The sequence below is a fragment of the Sporosarcina sp. Y1004 genome (genome assembly GCF_057669665.1).
The window spans coordinates 1-21,782 of sequence record NZ_JBYHFQ010000005.1 but is presented as its reverse complement, the minus strand read 5'-3'; the positions used below and the strand labels follow the sequence as shown (position 1 = coordinate 21,782).

The 21,782-nt window shown below is 39.5% G+C and carries 17 protein-coding genes and 1 riboswitch; of the genes, 10 read left to right on the top strand and 7 right to left on the bottom strand.

What is annotated here, in order from left to right; translation table 11 throughout:
- Positions 1–170: 170 nt before the first annotated feature.
- Positions 171–833, bottom strand: a complete 663-nt coding sequence (locus tag AC25Y6_RS05005) for a DUF3298 and DUF4163 domain-containing protein (RefSeq protein WP_488142227.1) — start codon at positions 831–833, stop codon at positions 171–173.
- A 647-nt stretch (positions 834–1,480) separates the two neighbouring features.
- Here AC25Y6_RS05005 and AC25Y6_RS05000 point away from each other — a divergent pair.
- Complete coding sequence (locus AC25Y6_RS05000; protein WP_482099871.1) at positions 1,481–1,912, top strand: YkvA family protein; 432 nt, start codon at positions 1,481–1,483, stop codon at positions 1,910–1,912.
- A gap of 79 nt (positions 1,913–1,991) precedes the next feature.
- Here the strand turns inward: AC25Y6_RS05000 and AC25Y6_RS04995 are convergent, their stop codons facing one another.
- Entirely contained in the window at positions 1,992–2,852 is an 861-nt protein-coding gene (locus tag AC25Y6_RS04995; protein ID WP_482099870.1) for an SAM hydrolase/SAM-dependent halogenase family protein, read from the bottom strand.
- A gap of 456 nt (positions 2,853–3,308) precedes the next feature.
- A complete protein-coding gene (locus AC25Y6_RS04990) occupies positions 3,309–6,425 on the bottom strand; it encodes an efflux RND transporter permease subunit (protein ID WP_488142226.1) in 3,117 nt (1,038 codons plus the stop codon).
- A 145-nt stretch (positions 6,426–6,570) separates the two neighbouring features.
- Between AC25Y6_RS04990 and AC25Y6_RS04985 the strand changes: the two genes are divergently transcribed.
- The 6 genes from AC25Y6_RS04985 to AC25Y6_RS04960 all read left to right on the top strand — a co-directional run bounded on the left by AC25Y6_RS04985 (position 6,571) and on the right by AC25Y6_RS04960 (position 12,040).
- A complete protein-coding gene (locus tag AC25Y6_RS04985) occupies positions 6,571–7,410 on the top strand; it encodes a TetR/AcrR family transcriptional regulator (RefSeq protein ID WP_482105090.1) in 840 nt (279 codons plus the stop codon).
- Between the two features lie 78 nt (positions 7,411–7,488).
- Entirely contained in the window at positions 7,489–7,863 is a 375-nt protein-coding gene (locus AC25Y6_RS04980; protein WP_482099867.1) for a nucleotide excision repair endonuclease, read from the top strand.
- Positions 7,864–8,003: 140 nt separating this feature from the next.
- Positions 8,004–9,266, top strand: coding sequence for a hypothetical protein (locus tag AC25Y6_RS04975; RefSeq protein WP_488142225.1), 1,263 nt, complete (start codon positions 8,004–8,006; stop codon positions 9,264–9,266).
- A gap of 208 nt (positions 9,267–9,474) precedes the next feature.
- Entirely contained in the window at positions 9,475–10,215 is a 741-nt protein-coding gene (locus AC25Y6_RS04970) for a metal ABC transporter ATP-binding protein (protein ID WP_488142224.1), read from the top strand.
- Positions 10,212–11,072, top strand: coding sequence for a metal ABC transporter permease (locus AC25Y6_RS04965; RefSeq protein ID WP_488142223.1), 861 nt, complete (start codon positions 10,212–10,214; stop codon positions 11,070–11,072). Before AC25Y6_RS04970 ends, AC25Y6_RS04965 begins: the two co-directional genes overlap by 4 nt.
- Before the next feature lie 32 nt (positions 11,073–11,104).
- Entirely contained in the window at positions 11,105–12,040 is a 936-nt protein-coding gene (locus AC25Y6_RS04960) for a metal ABC transporter substrate-binding protein (RefSeq protein ID WP_482105086.1), read from the top strand.
- Positions 12,041–12,088: 48 nt separating this feature from the next.
- Here AC25Y6_RS04960 and AC25Y6_RS04955 read toward each other — a convergent pair whose 3' ends face one another.
- The 4 genes from AC25Y6_RS04955 to tenA are packed head-to-tail and all read right to left on the bottom strand — an operon-like array spanning position 12,089 to position 15,225.
- A complete protein-coding gene (locus AC25Y6_RS04955) occupies positions 12,089–13,063 on the bottom strand; it encodes an ABC transporter substrate-binding protein (protein WP_488142222.1) in 975 nt (324 codons plus the stop codon).
- Positions 13,060–13,800, bottom strand: coding sequence for an ABC transporter permease (locus tag AC25Y6_RS04950; RefSeq protein WP_482105084.1), 741 nt, complete (start codon positions 13,798–13,800; stop codon positions 13,060–13,062). Before AC25Y6_RS04950 ends, AC25Y6_RS04955 begins: the two co-directional genes overlap by 4 nt.
- Positions 13,797–14,546, bottom strand: coding sequence for an ABC transporter ATP-binding protein (locus AC25Y6_RS04945; protein WP_482099860.1), 750 nt, complete (start codon positions 14,544–14,546; stop codon positions 13,797–13,799). Before AC25Y6_RS04945 ends, AC25Y6_RS04950 begins: the two co-directional genes overlap by 4 nt.
- Complete coding sequence (gene tenA / locus AC25Y6_RS04940; RefSeq protein ID WP_482105082.1) at positions 14,533–15,225, bottom strand: thiaminase II; 693 nt, start codon at positions 15,223–15,225, stop codon at positions 14,533–14,535. The genes AC25Y6_RS04945 and tenA overlap by 14 nt, the downstream gene beginning before the upstream one ends.
- A gap of 107 nt (positions 15,226–15,332) precedes the next feature.
- Positions 15,333–15,436: riboswitch (TPP riboswitch) on the bottom strand.
- Positions 15,437–15,584: 148 nt separating this feature from the next.
- Between tenA and AC25Y6_RS04935 the strand changes: the two genes are divergently transcribed.
- From AC25Y6_RS04935 to brnQ, 3 genes are all read left to right on the top strand, one after another.
- Positions 15,585–16,745: an exonuclease SbcCD subunit D gene (locus AC25Y6_RS04935; protein ID WP_482105081.1), complete on the top strand. Its 1,161-nt coding sequence runs from the start codon at positions 15,585–15,587 to the stop codon at positions 16,743–16,745.
- Positions 16,742–19,819, top strand: a complete 3,078-nt coding sequence (locus AC25Y6_RS04930; protein ID WP_488142221.1) for an AAA family ATPase — start codon at positions 16,742–16,744, stop codon at positions 19,817–19,819. The genes AC25Y6_RS04935 and AC25Y6_RS04930 overlap by 4 nt, the downstream gene beginning before the upstream one ends.
- A gap of 360 nt (positions 19,820–20,179) precedes the next feature.
- A complete protein-coding gene (gene brnQ / locus AC25Y6_RS04925) occupies positions 20,180–21,535 on the top strand; it encodes a branched-chain amino acid transport system II carrier protein (protein ID WP_482105079.1) in 1,356 nt (451 codons plus the stop codon).
- Positions 21,536–21,782 lie beyond the last annotated feature (247 nt).

Sequence of the window (21,782 nt, the reverse complement as noted above, 5' to 3'; positions counted from 1 at the left end):
GAAACTTACTCGTTTGCCAAACGAACTAATAATAAATCGACACGATAGGAGATTTATTATGAGCAAGAGATTGGGTGTAATTCTATTATGTTTAAATTTACTTTAAAAAGTAAGAGAAAAGCCTAATACTGTATAGGATTCTTAGAATTAGGCTATTTATTACTGTGAAATTAAGTGAACGCCATCATACGGTCAAGTGGGCCATCTGGTTGGATAATATCCGCGAGATCCAGTATAGGAATCGGGAAGTAAGGGAATCCCCAATAGTATGGCGTGATTTCATAAAGCTGAAAATAGATGACAAGAGATGTATCTGCAATATAAAAGTCTTGGTCGCCGCGAATACCTTTGAAAGGAGGATCTAGAAGGTCGATATCCCAATCTTTAATTCTTTCTTCAATAATACCTGACAATTTTTTCACATAATCACTGTCCGTTTTGAATAATTCTTTCAACGAATACGCTTTACCTGTTTTTGTATCAAATGTGAGTGACTTAATGATAGTCATCCCATGCGCACCGCCTGTAAATGAATAAACGATTAAATTCAAACTGAGTATGCCGCGCTGATTGTTTTTTAACTCGTAATAGGCTAATAATTCCACAAGGTCTTTATCGTAAAAACTTTGCTCTACTAGTATTTTATTCAGTGCAGATATAATAGCGTGATTAATTTTGCTTTGAACATTTGAGTTGGGCAATTGGGTAACAACTGGATAATAGACTTTGACGTTTGGTATAGCGTGGGGCAATTTTTTTGTTGCAATTGATACAGGTAAATCCATAGCAGCAATCCTTTCCTTTATATGAGGTAGTTCATCATATGTAAGCATGGATTAGGAAAGTCAAAAAACAGAGAATGAAATCCTAATGTTATTAGAATTTCACACACACACTCTTTTGTAGGACACAGCAAATTTCTGAATTCGGTCTTTAATTTCATCCCGTACTTTTTGGAGAAACCATCCATTTCTCTTCTTCAGATCCTGTCGCACGAGCAGGATCATTGAAACCCCAGTGCAAGTGAGAGATGTGAGGAGGAGTTATCGGACAGTTGTCGTTAGGATTTACACATAGTGTGATGACGTAACTAAGCCATAACTAGAACATTTTCATCAATTAGCTGAGAAGATTATTCGCTAATATCAATTCCAATCTCGCGCATTGCTTCTACAGTTTTCAGATTTTAACCTTGAGCTTCAATTTCTGCTGTTTGGACTTCAAACGTATTACTCAAATCAAAATCTATCTCCCGAAACTTTTGGCAAGCGTTTTTAAATACTATTCAAGTTGGATTGTGATTCATAAACTTCCTCTTACGTAAAATTAAGGCTTAATCAAACTTCATTCATCACCATATAAGCAATTGGTTATGTAATGAAATGGTATTTTATAGGCAACTCGCGTATCCTGTCGAATGACACTCCACGCTGTTCCGTGTACAATTAAGGGAACGGACATTTAAGGTGGAGGTTTAGGTATGCATAAAAAACAAAAAGATTATGAAGATACTATGAAGAATTTCAATCCGGAACTATCTAACCATGTGGCAGAAAACCATTACTCTGATGAAAACTTTTGGAACAAAGTGAAGAAGCACGGGAAGCAAGCAGGGAAGACAACCGTTTATTACAGTTTGCTCCTCTATTATGCGGCGAAAAGTCCAGCGGTACCAAAATCAACGAAATTGATAATTGTAGGGGCGCTTAGTTATTTGATATTCCCAATCGATCTCATTCCAGATTTTATACCTGCAGTCGGATTGGTTGATGATGCGAGTGTCATTGCAACTGCTGTATATAAGGTTATCTCTCATATTGACGCTGATATGAAATTAAAAGCAAAAGTGAGATTGGAAAAATTATTTGGTGATAAATTACACGATGAAGAAATAGACAATCGATTCTTGTAAAGGAAAATGCTAACGTGGGAATGAATTCCGCGTTAGCATTTTTTGATTGGTATAATGGTTTTCTTGGAATAATAAAAAGTTATTCATACCCAATTCGCGTTGTTTTACGAATAACAACCTCCCAGTTTGTTCCTGTGCCAACACGGTATGCGTCCGCAAAAGAACCTTGATTGATGGCGATACCGATATTGTCGAGTGAATTTACATAGACGAGGGGCTCACCGATATGCAAATCTGCAAATGACCTTCCGAAGGTCATTATATTGTTATATATGGTTCGGCCATCTGTTGTTATAGAAACTTCAATTGAATCACCGTACTGCTCCACAATTTCCCCGAATTGTAACCTGCTAATATTCGTCCACAGATTGCCGAATGGGCGATCGATAATATCGACTATCCCTGTAATTGTTTCATTCGTAATTGTCGACATTTTTAAAGGTAGTGTAATAATCGTTGAAGGATCAGCTGAAGGACCAATATCTTCAAATTGGATTACCCCAGCAGCAAGCCGGGCACCCGTGTAAGCAAAAATATCACGGCCATGGAACGTATGGGATTCGCCAGAGTTAGGGAGCCGGTTTTTTGTTTCATCGATTACCCGGACTTCAGTAATGTTGATGAATTGCGAAACGTGCGTTAATGTTCCGTTATCCGGTGTAATGATGTATTGGTCATTTGCTGTTTTTGCAACTACAGCACGCCGATCAGAACCTACACCAGGATCTACGATGGATACGAATACGGTTTCGCTCGGCCAATAACCAATCGATTGCAATAAACGATAGGACGCTTCCCAAATATTATATTGAGGAATTAGATGTGTAATCTCAAAAATCGGAATTCCACGTTGAACTGAGTTTGCTACTCCATGCATTGCACTAACTGCACCATCACTTTTTCCGAAATCCGATTGAAAAACTAATAAACCTTTTGTCATTATTAAACCACTCCTCATTTTTATATAATATGTACTTCTAAACAAAAAAATCCCGCCCAAATCAATCGCCAATCGATTGAAAAGGACGAGATATAAACTCGTGTAACCACCTTTTTTCGCTACTCATTCACATGCGTAGCCTCAACAAGTGCAGAATCCAATCATAACGGATTCTAAACTGTGGTTTTGGTAACGGGTACCAAAACCCGCAAACATCTACTAATGCTAAATTGCACGTTCAATGAAGAGCTCAGAGACCATTTTTCTAGTGGAACCATTCTGCTTCTTTTCATCTGCCGAAGCTTTCTGTCAGAAATGTACACACTTTACTTTTCTCTTCATCGCCTATTCATATTAATGAATAATTTACATGGTTTCGAATGAAAAGTCAAATGATTCGAGGTTAATGAGATACCAAGAAAAAACCAGTCACTGGATGGACTGGTATTTTCTAAGTTATACTATTTTCTTGTTTTTCTTGCGGAACTTCCCTAAAAACTCATAAACAATTGGAACAAAAATTAGTGTAAGCAATGTCGAGCTTGTTAGGCCACCGATAACAGTAACACCAAGTCCTTTGGAAATGAGTCCGCTACCTTCTCCACCGATAGCTAGAGGAATCAATGCAACTATTGTAGCGAGTGCTGTCATTAGAATTGGACGCAGTCTTGTAGTGCCCGCTTCCAAAATGGCGTCTCTAGTTGCCATTCCTTCATTTTCTTTATTTATGACGCGGTCAATTAAAACAATCGCATTTGTTACGACAATACCGATTAGCATTAGCATCCCAATCATTGCCGAAACACTGATTGTTTCACCAGCAATCCATAAACCAACCAACGCTCCAATTACTGTGAAGGGAAGAGAGAATAAGATTGCTAATGGTGCAAGTCCGCCGCCAAAAGTTACGACCAGGATCAAATACACGATAGCAATGGCAGCAAGCATTGCAAGCCCAAGCTGAGTAAACGCCTCTGCGATATCTTCTGTTACGCCTGCCGTATTAACTTCTATATTTGAAGGGATATCGAGATTGTCTACTTTTTCCTGGATAGCTGTAGACGCTTTTGCAACATCTTTTGTTGTTATTTCCGCTGAAACACTCGCAAATAATTTACCATCTTTACGGGAAATTGTATCGGAAGTTGTGCCTTCTTGTAAGTCAACTAATTCAGAAATGGCGATTTCCATACCAAGTGGTGACTGTACTTTTTCTTCAAGTAATTCAGTGATTGTTTTATGTTCTTTCTTATCTTCATTGATTAATACTTCGATTGTATTATTACCATCTTCAATTTTAGTCAACACTTCTTGCTGGTTGTTCGGATAGAGGACCATTCCGACTTGTGCAGCAGTTAAACCATACTGTGTTAACTTTTCTTGATTGGCAACGAGTGTATATTCTTTATATTTTCTAGTTAAACTTGTTTTGACATTCTTTAAGTCATTGTTATCATTCATAATCTTTTCGATGTCTTCAACAACAGGTTCAATTTCTTTTAAGTTATTTCCGTAAACGTAATAACTCACTGCATTACTGGAACCGCTTGTTGAAAAGTCCTGTGATTTCCATTCACCTTTAGTTGCGCGTTTTTGGAGTTCTAAGATTGTTGTTTCTTTCACCTTCGTAAAATCAGCCGTATCATTATCGAACGTCACAAACAGGAGAGCCCCGTTTGAAGCGCCAGGCGCCATCGGATTTTCTCCGCCGACGGAAGCTTGAACGACGTTAACATCTTTCAAATCCAATAGATACTCTTCCGCTGATTCAACATAATTGTTTACAGTTTCAAGCGTTTCGCCAGGTTCTGGGGTAAACGTAATATACATTGTTTTCTGTTCTTCATCTGGAAGGAAACTCACACCGATAACAGGAGCAAGGAATAAGCTACCAACCAAAAGTGCGATTGAAACGAGAGAAGTAATCAGTTTATGATTTAATGTCCAATTTAATATCTTTCTATAAGAAGCGGCCATTTTACTCGGTTTTTCTTTGTGGCTACTCGTAGTCGAGTAAAGCTGTTTTTTGAATAATGAATGTGCAAGCATTGGCACGATTGTAATCGCTACAATTAATGAAGCAAGCAGTGCAAATACGATAGTCAAAGCGAAAGGCATGAACAATTCGCCAATCATGCCGCTAACTAAAGCGATTGGCAAGAAGACTGCAATCGTAACGAGTGTGGACGACATGATTGGTTTAAACATTTCTTTTGTCGCTTCTCGTACAAGTTCTTTACCTTTTAACTTTTCTGTTGGAAGAGACATACGTCTAAATATATTTTCTACAACTACAATGGAGTCATCGATAACACGCGCAATTGCAACAGTCATTGCACCAAGTGTCATCATATTCAATGTAATACCCATCTGATTCAAGAATATGATTGCAATTAGAAGAGACATTGGAATAGACACAATTGAAATTAGTGTCGATTTAAAGTTACGTAGGAACAACATAATAATAATTACCGCAAAGATTGCACCGAACAATGCTTTACTAATCATTGTATCAACGGATTGTTGAATGGGTTCACCTTGATCAAGTGTTGTTGAAATTTTGACGCCATCGTTCTCTTTTTCAAAATCTTTCATGAGGTCTTTTACTTCATCGACCACCACTAATGTATTGGCATTTTGAGATTTTACAACTTGAACAGCGATCGCTTCTTTACCATTCATTCTTGAAATGGATTCGGCTTTTCCGATATGTTCAATCGTTGCGATCTCACCCAGTTTAATTGAAGGCAGTTGTGCAGTTGTAGGATTCGTGCCGACAGAGGGTGTAGGTGATGCTTCGGGTTGTATTGCAGCGCTTGGAGTACTAGCTGGCATTACTGGAATCAGTATGTTCTCCAAATCTTCAACAGTCGCGATATTACCATCAATGACTACCGATTGCTCTTCTCCATCAAATTGGAACAAACCAAGCGGCATCGTCACATCAGAGCCTTTTACAATTTGTTTCACAGTATCTTCATCCAAGTTGTTTGCGGCTAGTTTTTCTTGATCGAATGTCAGAATGACTTCTTCAATTTGTTGCCCGGAAACTGCAACACTTGAAACGCCGCTAATTCCTTCGAGGTCAGGTACCAAAGAATCTTGAACTTTTACAGTTAACGCTTCTAGGTCAACATTGCTGTCAGAAACACTAAGGGCTAGAATCGGAAATGCATTGATGCTGATTCTTCCTACAGTTGGATCCATCGCGTTTTCCGGCAATGTGATTTTAGAAAGAGCTTCGTTTACGTCATCTTCCGCTTGCTTCATGTCAGTCCCAAACGAATATTCAATTTGTAGAGAGGAAGCATTTTGGTATGATGTGGAGCTAACCGATGTAACTCCGTTTAAGCTATTTAATGCTTTTTCAAGTGGTTCTGATAGTTCATTCACCACTTGGTCAGGTGTGGCACCTGGGTAAACCGTTGTTACACTAACGATAGGAATTGTAATATCTGGTATTGTTTCCAAATTCATTTTCGAACCGGAATAAATACCGGCAGCAGTTATAATAAGTGTGACAAGCCATACAGCTAATTTGTTCTTCATTACAAAATTAATAATTGAATTCATATGTACCTCCATTGAAATTTTTGCTTTGACCTACTAGTCATTATGGTTTATCATTGGATATAATTAGTAAAACTATGCCTTTTCATAATAACTGACCGGTCAGTCATGAGTCAAGTGAAACAATATTAGACGTGGGGGTTTTAATTTGTCAGATAAAAAGTTATTGATTATCGAAAAAGCATCGGAGCTTTTTGCGAAACATGGTTTTGAGGCAACGTCGGTTCAAGAGATTACAGATGCATGTGGAATTTCAAAAGGTTCTTTTTATCTCTCATTTAAATCTAAAGAGAGTCTTTTTTTTTCGATATTTGAATACTTTAGTACAAAGTTACTTGACCGAATGAGTGGTATCTATCAAATGGAAATCACACCAAGAGGTCGTTATGAACAATTTTTCATTATTCAATTTGAAGAAATAGCCCGTTATTCGGATTTTATTCTAATGCAGATGAAGGAAAAAACCAGTCCTATTAATGAAGAAATGCTTCGCCTCATGAATAAATTACGTGGAAAAGCATATGAGATGTTAGAAACACTTCTATTAGGAGTGTATGGTGAAGATATTCGTGTGCATTTGCCTGATCTCGTTGTCATGTTGAATGGTATTATCCATGGTTATGCGGAAATTGTTGTGTTCAATTTAAAAATGCTGAATTATCCAGAATTGGCAAACTACATCGTTGAACGGTCGGATTCCATTGTTAATGGGTTAACACAACCTTTGTTAAAGAAAGAACAGTTAATAAGTACTGGCGGAGTTGTGTGTTCGATTAAGCTTGAGGAAATAGTTAAAGATATTGACATGATTAAAGAGAAAATTGAAGATAAGGATGACGGGATTTATATAAGTTTAGATGTAATTGGAGCAGAACTTTTAAATAACAATATTCGAAAACCCGTCATTTTCGGTATGATTTCAAATTTGCGGGAAAGTGACTTAACAGAGGAGCTAGTAAATAAAATAACACAGTTCCTAAATCAGTGACTACTTAGCCATTCTTCGCTTTCTAAGCAGTTTTATGGTAGAATTTAAGTTCATAAAAGAAGAGGACGTGACGTTTAATTGATCACAATTACAATACCAAATCCTGATGTAACGATTGTACAACGCAAACAAGAAATGGGTCCGGATGCTGCGCCAATCAAACCAGTTTATGGATTTATTGATTTACATGAAATACCGCGTGATAAAGGCGGAATCATCTTGTTTTATAACAACAAAGATGAATTGTTATTTGCAGGAAAAGCCCGCAAACTTCGTCAGCGCGTGAAAAAGCACTTTGAAGATGCTGTCTCACCAATTAAAGACCACCGCAATGAAGTGAATAAGATTTCAATTATCGTTGTCGAAGAACCGATGGACCGTGAAATTTATGAAACGTATATCATTAATACACAACGCGCGAAATATAACGTTGATAAAGTATTTTTTGAGTAATCAAAAGCGGAAGCGCCTAGGAATGAAATCACATTTATTCAATATATGTGATTTCATGAACTTCTAAGCAACTACTGAGCTGACTGCCATGTGCAATCAGCTCTTCTTTTTGACTACATACATAGGAAAAGGGTGGAGACATGGACAAGAGATTACAAAAGATTGTCGATGAAGCGCAAGAAATTTTTGGTTTAGATGCGTACAACTTGGAAAGACATTCGATCCGTAAAGAAAGGGACACTTCCGGGAATGCATATTATTCGTTCAATATGGAGTGGTTTCCTAAAGCGTTAAATGAGCCAATCGAAGAAGATTATAATCCTGAGGGCACAGCGATTGTTGAATATGCAATTCAAAAGCAATGCTTTAGTTCTGTGTTATTCGTGCAAGGTAAATCATTTTCCACAAAAACTCACTTTCCCAATCAAAGCGTGGAGGAAGTAACCGTGTGGCTTGAAAAAGAAACTGAACTGCTTTACAAACGAGATTTCAAATTAACGCAAGCGACTGCAAATGGTTTTCAATTTAAATCAGATATCGAAGGAATCTATATTTCTCCGAATTGTATGATTGAAGTTGATTTTGATAATGCAGGAAAGCTGACTTCGTATCAGTGGTACGGAACACCGCCTTCCCATGAGCTCGTTGAGCAAACAAAATTCACGTTGACACTTGAAGAAATTGAACCCATCGTAAAAAAACAGCTTCAACTCGTAAAATTTCCATCTGAATCGGAGAAACGGTTTATTCCTGTCTATGCAATGGAAGAAGTATATGTAACGGTGGATGGAGAGCGGGTAATCCCGTTTATGGAACATGAACGTTCTGAAATGAAAATAGAAGAAATAATTGAATGGGACAAGCCGTTGGAAGAGCCTATCAATCGTGAAGAAATCACATTTTTTTCTGAAGCAAGCGTAGAAGATGCATTCGGCAACGTCGATAGTAAAGAAAAACTGACGATGTCAGAAGAACAAATTGAACAGAGTAAAAGCATCGTTCGTGATGTCTTACGGACAGAATATCCTAATGACTCTGGAAAATGGACGCTATCCAAGCTTCAGCGTCAAGAAAAATTCATCGAAGCACACTGTAAAATCAAAGAAATAGATTCAACGCCTTTCAATCGAAAAGTAGTAGTATTCATGAACCCTGAAACGATGGCGGTGCTAAATTATTTTGATAACGGGTCGATGGCCGAAATTTTTGATGCATTTTCACCTGCTGAAGAAACTGTAGTGACACATGTTGAAGCTTTCGAGAAAATGATTTCTTACATTACGCTTGACCCTACATATGTCTATGACGAAATCACAGGTAAGTATATCCTATGCGGATTGCTTGATGCTGCAGAAGCGGTAGATGCAGTAACTGGTGAAATTATTTTATTGGAAGATATATAAGACTTTACTACATGTGAAAAATTGCAAAACTAATACTTTACATTTAATCTGTTATAACTTATTATGAAGATAATAAGTTTCCTTAGGGAAACAAAAGTGAGATTCATTTTTTTAATCATAAAGTTTCCCTAGGGCAAAAAAATTTACTATAAAAGTTGCCTTAAGGAAACTTTTGCATATATATATAGATATATGGAGGTGTGTAAATATGAAAGATGCAATAGTAGTTTCGAATTTGCATGTGTCGTATTTCGGAAAAGAAGTGTTACATGATATTGGATTTAGGATAACTGAGGGGAAATCAGTTGGGATCATTGGACCGAATGGAGCAGGGAAGTCCACTTTGCTTAAAGTATTACTAAATTTGATTTCAAAAGATAAAGGTGATATTACAATCCTTGGCTCCACGTTGAAAGACGTACGTAAACGAATTGCATACGTACCGCAACGCAGTACAATCGATTGGGATTTCCCTATTACTGTAAAAGATACAGTTCTAATTGGTACGTATCCGAGAGTTGGACTATTGAAAAGACCCGGTCGGAAAGAGAGAGAATTGGCTCTGAAATGTCTTGAGAAGGTAGATATGAAAGAGTTTCAGAATCGGCAAATTGGAGAGTTATCTGGTGGCCAACAGCAGCGTGTTTTCTTGGCCAGAGCACTTGCTCAGCAGGCGGATTTGTTTTTACTCGATGAACCATTTGTAGGGATTGATGCTACGAGTGAAGAGATGATTGTGAAGATTTTAAAAGAGTTACGAGATGAAGGGAAAACGATCATTGTTGTTCACCATGATTTGAATAAAGCGGAAAAGTATTTTGATGAACTGCTGTTATTAAACAAGGAATTAATTGCGAAGGGCAGTGTCAAAGAGGTGTTCACGCCTAAAATGATTTCAAAAGCGTACGGCGGACAATTATCATTTTTAGATGAGGTGATGGCGAAATGATTCATTTCTTAGAAGCTATCATGCAATATGGTTTTCTACAAAAAGCGCTTATTACATCTGTGATGGTTGGTATCATTAGTGGCGTCATTGGTTGTTTTATCATTTTAAGAGGAATGGCCCTCATGGGGGATGCGATATCTCATGCTGTATTACCTGGTGTCGCAATTTCCTTTATGCTGGGCATCAATTTCTTTATCGGGGCAGTAATAACAGGTATTTTAACGGCTGTAGGTATCGGTTTCATCAACCAGAATAGCCGTATCAAAAATGATTCAGCAATAGGCATCATGTTTACAGCAGCATTTGCAGCTGGGATTATTCTAATCACTTTTCTAAAGAGCAGCACGGATTTGTATCATATCCTCTTTGGGAATGTGTTGGCGGTTAGACCTTCTGATATGTGGATGACACTTGTTGTTGGTATTTTCGTTTTGTTAAGTGTGTTTTTATTTTATAAAGAATTGCTTGTCAGCTCGTTTGACCCGATTATGTCTCAGGCATATGGACTTCCGACTAAAATGATTCATTACTTTTTAATGGTTTTGCTAACACTTGTCACTGTTGCATCGTTACAAACAGTAGGCATCATTTTAGTAGTTGCGATGCTCATTACACCTGCTTCTACAGCTTATTTATTGACTGACCGACTATCTTCAATGATCTTCTTATCAGCAATATGTGGAACGATTTCAGCGGTCATCGGTTTGTATTTGAGTTTTACGTACAATCTCGCTTCTGGCGCAACGATTGTACTCGTCGCAACTGCATTATTTTTTACAGCGTTTATATTATCACCGAAACAAGGACTATTGTGGCGGGCTATTCGAACAAATAAACAAAAATCAGCCGTTTCTTAAATGCAAATTCAAAATAGGGGGAAAGTTTTTTTATGAAAAAAAATATTATGCTGGTTGCGATGATTGTTGTAGGAGTCTTTTTGTCGGCATGTGGCCAAGGTACGTCTGCTCCAAAAGAGAAGGGTGAAAAACTGCAGGTTGTTGCAACGTATTCAATTATCTACGATATTGTAAAAAATGTCGGAGGAGACTTGGTTGATGTTCGAAGTCTGGCACCGATTGGATCAGACCCACACCAATACGATCCACTTCCGGAAGATGTCGTTTTGACGACAGATGCGGATGTTGTTTTTTATAATGGGCTAAATTTAGAAGAAGGAAATGCATGGTTTACGAAATTGATGGAAACGGCCGGGAAGTCGGGCGTTGATGCGCCAGTATATCGTGTAAGTGAAGGAGTTAAGCCGATGCTCCTCAATTCGGAGGACCATAAAGGGGAAGAAGATCCCCATGCTTGGCTCGATGTACGAAATGGCATAAAGTACACAGAGAATGTCCGTGACGCATTGAAGAAATTAGACCCAGATAATGCGGCTAAGTATGATGCTAATGCGGATGCTTATAGTGCTGAACTTCAAGCCCTTCATGAAGAGATTATACAAAAAATGAATGAAATTCCTAAAGAACACCGTATACTCGTAACTAGCGAAGGTGCGTTCAAGTATTTCTCAGATGCGTATGATTTTAGTGCGGCTTACATTTGGGAAATCAATTCACATCATGAAGGAACTCCTGAACAGCTGACAAATATCATTTCTACAATTAAAAGCGAAAATGCTCGGGGCTTATTTTTAGAAACGAGTGTCGATCCCCGAAGCATGGAAATGGTATCTCGCGAAACTAATGTGCCAATTAAAGGGAAAATATTTACAGATTCCTTAGGGAAACCAGGTGAAGATGGGGATACGTATATAAAAATGTTGAAATGGAACACGGACATGATTTTTAATGGTTTGAATGACCAATAGACTACAAAGCGGCCTGAACTTTCAAATGGAAAGTTCAGACCGCTTTTGTCATTTTAGATTAATAAAAATACCATCTAGATTTACATCTTTCTTTAATAATCCATATTCCTTCATCCATTCGGCAGTTACTTTCCATGTTTCTTCATCTTGTTCCCCAAATGTATGAGGAGCTTTCATTTTGGGCAGTAGAATTGACAGAGATTTTTTTTCAACCTCTTCTACGAGTGGGAAATTGGCTGTATCCTGATTTTTCAATAGAATCGATAGTGCTGCTTCAGGATCTTTTTCAATATCATCAAACGCTCTTGCGGAAGCTCGCCAAAATGCTTCAATGTTCTTCTGATCTTTCTCCCATGTATCATCACTCGTTACGACAACAAGCTCATAAAACGAGGGTACGCCGTAATCTGTAGGATCAATCACCCCAGTTGGGTAACCTTCAAATTCGAGCAGGGGTACTTCATGATTGATGTATGCACCAATTACAGCTTCTGCACTTTTCGAAACGAGTGATGAATTCAATTCAAATCCTACATCTACCATTTTCGTTTTATTATAATCGGCTCCGTCCGCTTCCATCACTGTTTGGAGAATGGCTTCGTTCAGTGGAATCCCTGTATAACCAATTGTCTTCCCCTCTAAATCTTTAGGTGTTTTAATCCCGGTTTCTTTTAAAAATGCGACATGATTAAGCGGAGATCGGACTAGGGCTCCGACCGATTTAACATCTATGTTCTGCTCGGATTTTGCAATAATGACATCCGGTTGATAGGTGATTCCCATAGTTACTTTACTAGCGGCTGCAAGATTAATGGGATCTGTTGGATTTGCAGGAAATTGAATATCAACTTCAATTCCTTCTTCTTTAAAATAGCCTTTTTCCTGTGCGACATACAAGAAACTGTGAACTGCATTTGGATACCAGTCGAGCATGATGCTTACTTTATTGTCTTTTTCTGCATTACAAGCGCTCAGCAGTAAAATAAGTGCGATGCATGATAGGGATAATATGATTTTCCTCAATTTTTAGTCCTCCATTTTAACAGTCGATTTTCAATGAATGTGATTCCCATGAAAAATGTAATTCCAACGAGGGTCAGTACAAGAATAGGTGCAAATACAGCTGCACCATCGAACTGCGTCATCATTCGGCGACTAAAGTATCCAAGACCAGCCTGCGCCCCGAGCCATTCCCCGATTGCTGCGCCAATCACACTCAGTGTAACGGCAATCTTCAATCCTGAAAAGAAGTGGGGTAGGGCAGTGGGAACAGAATATTTCAAGAAAATATCCTGTTTTTTTGCGCCCATTGTTAAAAAAAGCTCGCGCATTTCTTTACTTCCAGAAGATAGCCCGTCGTATGTATTTACAGTAATCGGGAAAAAGGTGATGAGTACTGTAACTGCGACTTTACTCCAAATTGTGTATCCGAACCAGAGTACAAAAATAGGTGCAAGTGCAATAATAGGAATCATTTGTGAAGCTATTAAAATCGGATAGAGCGCTTTTCGAACTCTGGGACTGGAAGACATCCAAACGGCGATTGCAACTCCTGAAATAATTGAAATGGCTAGTCCGATGATAATTGTTAGCAAAGTCATCGGTAAGTGCTTTAACAACAGTATTTCTTTTAGCTCCCAAAAACGGATTAAAATTTGAATAGGAGAAGGCAAGATGAATGGTTTATCGTAAAGTCTTGCACCTAGCTCCCAGATGCTACCGAATAATGCAATGATCAGAAGGGGGGTAATGTTTTTCATTGCATTACCTCCCTACGTAGCGTATTTAGCAATTGTTCCTTTAGCTCAAGCAAATCCGTTCGATGTAAATCACTTCTTGTTCTAGGCCTTTCAAGTGGAACTCTGATTTCTTCGAATGAAGTCACCGGCTCATTTCTTAACAGGAAAATACGGTCTGATAAAAATAGCGCTTCTTCAACGTCATGTGTAATGAATAACACAGTAGATTGATGTATCTTCCATTGATCAATTAGCCACTCTTGCATTGATAACTTAGTTATTGCATCTAATGCAGAAAAGGGTTCATCCAGCAGGAGAAGGGAATTTCCGGAAAGGACAGCGCGCAAAAAAGCGACTCGCTGTTTCATCCCGCCAGAAAGTTCTGCCGGATATTTTTTTTCTGTACCGCCAAGACCGAACTCCTTTAATAACGGTAATACCTGATTGCTTGCAGACTGCTGTTTCATCCCTTTTAGTTCAAGTGGGAGACATGCATTTTCTAAAATCGTGCGCCAAGGCAGAAGCAAATCCTGCTGCGGCATATAACCGACGCTACCAAGGCGGCGGTTGTTTTGAACCCCATCGAGTGAAATGGTGCCAGAAGTAGGTTCATCTAATCCTGTTACAAGTCGGAAGATGGTACTTTTACCGGAACCACTAACCCCGATTATTGAAATGAATTCACCGGGTAGTACATTAAATGATAGATTTTCCAGTATGTTGTTGCTTGAATGATAAGCGAATGATACATTGTCAAACGATAACATTGGAGTTTTCAACCTCGGGCCACATCTGTTTCGTATTGGCCATATCCCAAAACATATATTCATAGCGAGTTGTATTAAGGAAGATTTCTTCGAGCTTTAATAGTTCATGTTCAGGTTTTCCTTCTGCAGATTTATTCATCAAATCGATACACCAGATTGCGAGGTCGCCGAAATCTTCGGACGAATACATGCGTATCCAATCACCGTATAACGGATGTTCAGCTGCACCTGGAATCGCATTTAGCTCTTTACCTATTTCCCAGTAACTCCACGCGCATGGAAGAAGTGCAGCCATAACTTCGGCGACAGTACCGTTTTGGCTGACATGTAACATGTAGTGCGTATAGGCAAGCACGATAGGAGAGGGCTTTGCATTTTCTAGTTCATGTTCAGAAATACCGAACCGGAGCGCATAACTACGATGTAGTGCCATTTCTGTATTCAGTGTGCCATCAAGTAGCGTAGCGAACTTGCCCATTGTTTCCAAGTCGTCGGCTTTTACAGCACCAATTGCAAAAACTTTTGCATAATCAATCAAATATAAATAATCTTGTACCATGTAGAATCTAAATTTATCGGGGTCTAGGGTACCATTGCCAATCCCTTGAACGAACGGATGGCTGTGATTCTGTCTCCAAATTGGTGTTATTTTTTCCAGTAAGCGGTCAGTAAACTTCATCTCTCCAACACTCCCTAAAATTGATAGCCAACCAAAAAACCCACTCCTTGAAAAAGAAGTGGGTTGTAGACTGTCAATTGTATCTGCAAAAACAGACTGGCAGAAATATTGTGTCAGCACCTCTTCCTTACGCTGGTATTAACCAGTTCAAGTTATAAGGGTCAAGACACATGCCTCTCTCAGCTCTGTTAGAGCACCCCTAGCGGTGGATCTTATGAAATTGGATTCATCTCTAATATAAGCATAGAAAAATTGGGAGGTCAACCTTAATTTTGGAATTGAAAAAAGGAATGCATGTTTCATTTTTCTCGGTTTGTCCTGTAAAGTAGTAGAAAAGATCATTGAAAGGGGAAATGACAGTGAAGTTTTTCCATACTGCAGACTGGCATTTAGGTAAGCTTGTTCAAGGCATTTACATGACAGACGGACAACGGTATGTTCTTGACCAATTTATAGAGGCAATCATAGAGGAGAAGCCCGATGCGGTCGTCATCGCAGGGGATTTGTATGACCGGGCAGTACCGCCAACAGAAGCCATTGCGTTGCTCGATGAAGTGCTCGAACGAATCACCATAGAACTAGGGACGCCGGTCCTCGCTATTAGCGGTAACCATGATAGTCCTGGGCGTCTCCATTTTGGCAGCGGATTGATGCGAGCAAACGGTTATCATATAGCCGGTCAACTGACGAAAGTTATTGAGCCGGTCGTTTTGACGGATGAATTCGGCGAAGTCCATTTTCACCTGGTTCCATTTGCAGATCCTTCCGTCGTGAAACATATACATGGAGATGAAACGATTGCGAATCATAATGACGCGATGAAAAAAGTGATAGAAGGGATTCGCTCCCAGATGTCAAATAGTGCGCGACACGTTTTTGTTGGACATGCGTTTGTAACACCTCATGGAGAAAGCGAAGACAACACAAGTGATTCGGAACGGCCACTCGCGATTGGCGGTGCGGAATACGTATCGGCACATCTTTTTGAACCGTTCCATTACACGGCACTTGGTCATTTGCATCAGGCGCATTATGTATTGAATGAGTCAGTCCGTTTTGCAGGTTCGCCGATGAAATATTCGATTTCAGAAGAACATCATAAAAAAGGTTTTTTCATTGTCGATATGGACGCTGATGGACACACCATTATTGAAAAACGTGAGTTGAAACCGGAACATGATATGCGGACGGTCGAAGGTACGATGGAAGATATCTTATTGCATCCTATAAGTGAGGATTATGTTTTCGTGAAATTGCTGGATGAAACGCCGGTTTTATTTCCAATGGAAAAAGTTCGTTCGGTCTATCCGAATGCGATGCATGTTGAGCGTAAAATGGTCAAGCTGACTGCGAATAGAGTGGACGAACAACAGAGGACGGAACATGGTAAACACGATGATTTAACATTATTTAAAGCATTTTACGAAGAAATGAAAGGCGAGGCGGCAGATGCGGAAACGGAAGAATTGTTTGCGCAAGTTCTCCATGAAGTTATGCAGAAGGAGGGGACGGGACTTTGAGACCTATTCAATTGACGATGACAGCGTTCGGTCCGTATAAAGGGACGGAAACAGTCGATTTTAGGGAATTGAAAGACAATCGGCTATTCGTCATTTCAGGTGCGACCGGGGCTGGGAAAACGACGATATTCGATGGAATTTGTTTTGCATTGTACGGCCAGGCGAGTGGAGAAGACCGGACGGATATCCGGGCGATGCGAAGCGACTTTGCTGACGATACAGTCCAGACAGCCGTCGAGCTGACATTTGAGATACATAACAAGAAGTACCGTATCATGCGTCAAATCCCTTATCTGAAAAAAGGAAACAAGTCCGAAACGGCTGCGCGCAGCGAGTTTTATGAACTTACGGTAAACGGGGAAGTACCGCTGGTCGATAGGCAAATCGTTTCTGAAATCAACAAAAAGGCGGAAGAACTGATTGGTTTCACACAGGCGCAATTCAGTCAGATTGTTATGTTGCCTCAAGGAGAGTTCCGGAAATTTCTGACATCTGATACAGAAAACAAAGAAACAATTATGCGTAAAATATTCAAGACGGATCAGTACCGTGAAATTGTGGAGCAGTTGAAAGGGCAGAAAGACGGTGCACAGGCGACGCTTACCAAAGAAATGCAATTAAGCGAAGGGCATATTGGTCAAATAACATCCTTACTGCCGGAACGGGAATCCTCAGTTTTTACTGTCTTGGCAAATGAATATTATAACGTGAACCAAGTCGTACTAGGATTGGAAGAGGAACTCACATTTTATCAAGAAAATACAGTTATCGTTAAAAAAAGCTATGATGACGCCTATTTGAAGCATACAAAAATGCAAGAAATGTATCACGCTGCGAAAAGCATGAATGAACGCTTCGTTGAACTGCAGCAAAAAGAGTCGAATTTAAATGGGTTAATAGAACAATTGCCAATTATGGAGCGTAAAGAGCACCAGATAGTCAATGCGGAACGGGCTGTTTCCATTGGTGAAATCGAGATGCAGTTTCTCTCATTGAAAGCGGAAGCTGTAACCAAATCAAATGAATTTAAGATAGCCAAGCAAGCAGTGCAGGTTGCAGCAGAAAAGATGGAAGATGCTAAACACCAATTTCATGTTGAAGAAGGAAGAAAAGTGCAACGTGAAAAACTGGCTGAAAACTTGACTCGATTAAATGACTATCTTCCGGCAGTTGCAAGTTTAGCGGCTAAAGAAGAGGCTTTAGATGTACTGAAAAAAGAAAACATTCGTTTAGAAAAAGAGCTCGCTGCATTGGTTGGGAAAACAGAAGAAGAAAATGGTAAGCTTGACAGTTTGAAACTAGAAATCGATAACTTTGAAAAAAGGCTTGTTATGTATGATGAACGTATTGATCAACTAAATGAAGTGAATGAAAAATGTAAAGTGCTGGATGAATTCATCGCCATGCAAAATCGGGTGAATGTATTGGAAAAAGAAAAGAGCGTCCAAGAAACGAATTATAAGACGTGTAAATCGGAATATGATGCAGTGGAACAACTGTGGTTGGATAACCAGGCAGCGATGTTGGCAGAGTCACTTATAGACGGGGAATCGTGCCCGGTGTGTGGAAGCGAACATCATCCCGTCAAATCGCATAAAACAATTGAAGTGGTCGTATCAAGGGAACAGCTTGAGTCGGAAAAAGCTCGGTTAACAGAAGTCGAGGGGCAATTCCGAAATACGACAATCACCTATCAAAATGCGGTCGAACAGAGAAATGGCATAGAATTGGAAATGAAACGGCTTACAATAGAAGTAGATGAAAATAATCTGCATGAGTCCAAAGTAAATTTAGAAAGAGAAGTAGCTGTTCTTCGTAATGAAAGGAAACTACTGGTTGAACTAAAAGAGAAAGCAAAAAAGCAAGAAATAATTGCCACGCGATTCGTGACAACTAAATCTGAGATGGAACTTACATTGTTTCAACAGCAATCTTCTTACAATACTCAATTAGCCGTTTTGCAATCGACAGTACAGACAATCCCGGAAGACGTCCGCATCCATTCTCTTTTACAGCAGCGAATTCTCGAAACAGAAAAGAGTAAATCGGAGTTGGACCGTGCTTGGGAAACGGTGCAGAAAGTACGTGAAGAAGCAATACAACAACTGACAACGGCAAAATCCTCTGAAATTCATGCAGTAAAATCTTTAGAGGAAATAGAAGAGAAGAGAAACCATGCCGAAAATAGATTCAAAGAAGTATTACAGAAATCGGCGTTTCCGACTGAACAGGCTTATCGTGAGTCAAAAATGACTGAAGCAGACCGTAATTCATTGAAGGAACAAGTTGTGGAGTTTAAACAGCGGCTTCATACTTTGCGCGAAACTGTAGCTGAGTTACGATTGATGCTCGAAGGAAAAGAAATGACGGATCTAGCTACCCTGGAAATAAAAGTGACTGAATTAAAAAATGGTTATGAATCAGCCCTTACTGATTACAATGCATCATCGGAATATGAAAAGATTGCATTTGGTTTGAAAGCGAAACTTGTGGAATCGTCTGCAAAAGTGATTGAACTTGAGCGGATATACGGAAAAATTACTGACCTTTACGATGTTGTTAGAGGACAGAACGGATTGAAGCTATCATTCGAACGCTATATTCAAATTGAATACTTGGAACGAATCATTCAATCTGCGAATGAACGGTTGAAAGAAATGTCGAATGGCCAATTTGCCTTAATCAGAAGTGATAGGCAGGAAGTGAGAGGCAGGCAAAGTGGGCTAGGTCTTGACGTTTACGATGCTTATACAGGGCAAACGCGGGATGTGAAGACACTGTCAGGCGGTGAAAAGTTCAATGCATCTCTCTGCTTGGCATTAGGTATGGCGGATGTCATTCAAAGCTTCCAAGGATCGGTTTCAATCGATACGATGTTCATTGATGAAGGATTCGGTTCACTTGATGAAGAGTCACTGAACAAAGCGATTGATACGCTAATTGACCTGCAAAAGTCAGGGCGCATGATTGGTGTCATTTCTCACGTTGAAGAACTGAAAGCGGCATTCCCTGCGATTCTTGAAGTGAAAAAGTCGAAAGAAGGGCATAGTCAAGCAAAGTTTTTGATTAAGTAACCCATTGAGTAGCTTAGGTGAAGTTAACTTTCTACGGAATCAGGATTGTAATTAATGCTTCGGACGAAATCGTTATTTGTCAGGGCGTTGCGCATTTTCGAGATTGCTACATGAGTTAATTTAGATCTCGGACTAAAGTTGAATAAGGGTTCCAGAAAAGGGTAGACTGATGACGATTTTAAGGATAAAAGGGAATATTTAGAGTTGTAAAAAGATACCTGTTGCTGTTATGAGCTACAACAGGTATCTTTAATTAACTTAAAGTGATATATTGCATTTAGGAAGAAATAAGCGTATTATTATTTTAGCAATATATTGCATACATAAAATGGACGCTAACATCGAGGGGGAACTAGAATTATGCAAAAGCAGTTATCATTTTCATCGTATCTTGCCATTGGCTTGATGCTATTCGCACTATTTTTCGGAGCAGGGAACCTTATTTTCCCAGCACAGCTTGGACAATACGCTGGAACGAACATGTGGCCGGCTGTAATCGGGTTTTTGATTACTGGCGTTGGGCTTCCATTTCTCGGTATCCTAGCGATGGGCTTCTCAGGAAGCCAAAATCTACAACAACTAGCAAGTCGGATTCATCCAGTTTATGCAATTATTTTCACATCACTTCTCTATTTAACAATTGGTCCGCTCTTCGCAGCTCCACGTACTGGTGCAGTTGCATTTGATATCGGAATCGCTCCATTTATTAGCGAGGATTATATTCAGATTGGTTCAATCATCTTTACTTTGTTATTCTTCGGTCTAACATTATGGTTATCATTAAATCCCGCGAAAATTGTTGATCGGGTTGGTAAAATCCTTTCACCAGCACTCATCGTTCTGCTAATGGCTTTGTTGGCCATGGTTATTATAAAACCAATGGGTGTAATTCAGCCCCCGCAAGGCGATTATACAAGTGGCGCATTAGTAAAAGGAGTAATGGAAGGCTATAATACTATGGACGCACTCGCTTCACTCGTCTTCGGAATCATCGTCATTAACGCCATCCGTGCGATGGGTGTGACGAGTAAGCGTGATATTTTACTAGCTACAGCCAAAACAGGAGCGATTGCGACAGCATTTCTGGGTCTTATCTATGTGGGGATTGCTTACTTAGGGGCGACAAGCACGGAATTATTTGGTCTGCTAGACACAGGTGGCCCAGTCTTGAGTGGCGCATCTTCTCATTACTTAGGGACATTTGGATTAGTTATGCTCGCTGTTGTAATCATTCTCGCATGTTTGACCACGAGTATCGGATTGATCACAGCATGTGGTGAATATTTCAATACAATTCTACCGAAAATCAGCTACAAAGCATTCGTAATTTTCTTCTCAACATTCTGTTTTGTAATTGCGAATTTTGGATTGGCAAATATCATTACGTATTCAATTCCAGTATTGATGTTTTTGTATCCACTCGCAGTCGTATTAATGATCCTAACGTTCTTATCACCATTATTCAACCATTCACGTATGGTGTATGTATCAGCTACGGTCGTAGCATTTATGATTAGTGTAATTGATGGATTCAAAACACTTTGTACTTCACTGGAAATAGATTATTTTGGCTGGTTAGCGCCAATTGTATCATTTTATGAACAAGTGCTTCCTTTCTATAGTCAAGGACTTGGCTGGTTACTACCGGTGTTCATAGTCATATTAATAACTGGAATAATTGCACGCATACAGAAAAAAACGATAACAGAAGCATAATAAAAAGCCGGTCCTCATTGAGGGCCGGCTTTTTACAGTGTGCCCAGCATGGGCGTAGTCTATAGGGTGCAAGTCCCGAACTGTGAAGGCAGAAGTAACAGTTAGCTTAACGCAAGGGTGTCCATGGTGACATGGAATCTGAAGGAAGCGAGCGGCAAACCTCCGGTCTGAGGAACACGAACTTCATATAAGGCTATGTACAATTGGGTGAGTTTGCTGTACAAAACAAAGCCCTTTCTGCCGAAGG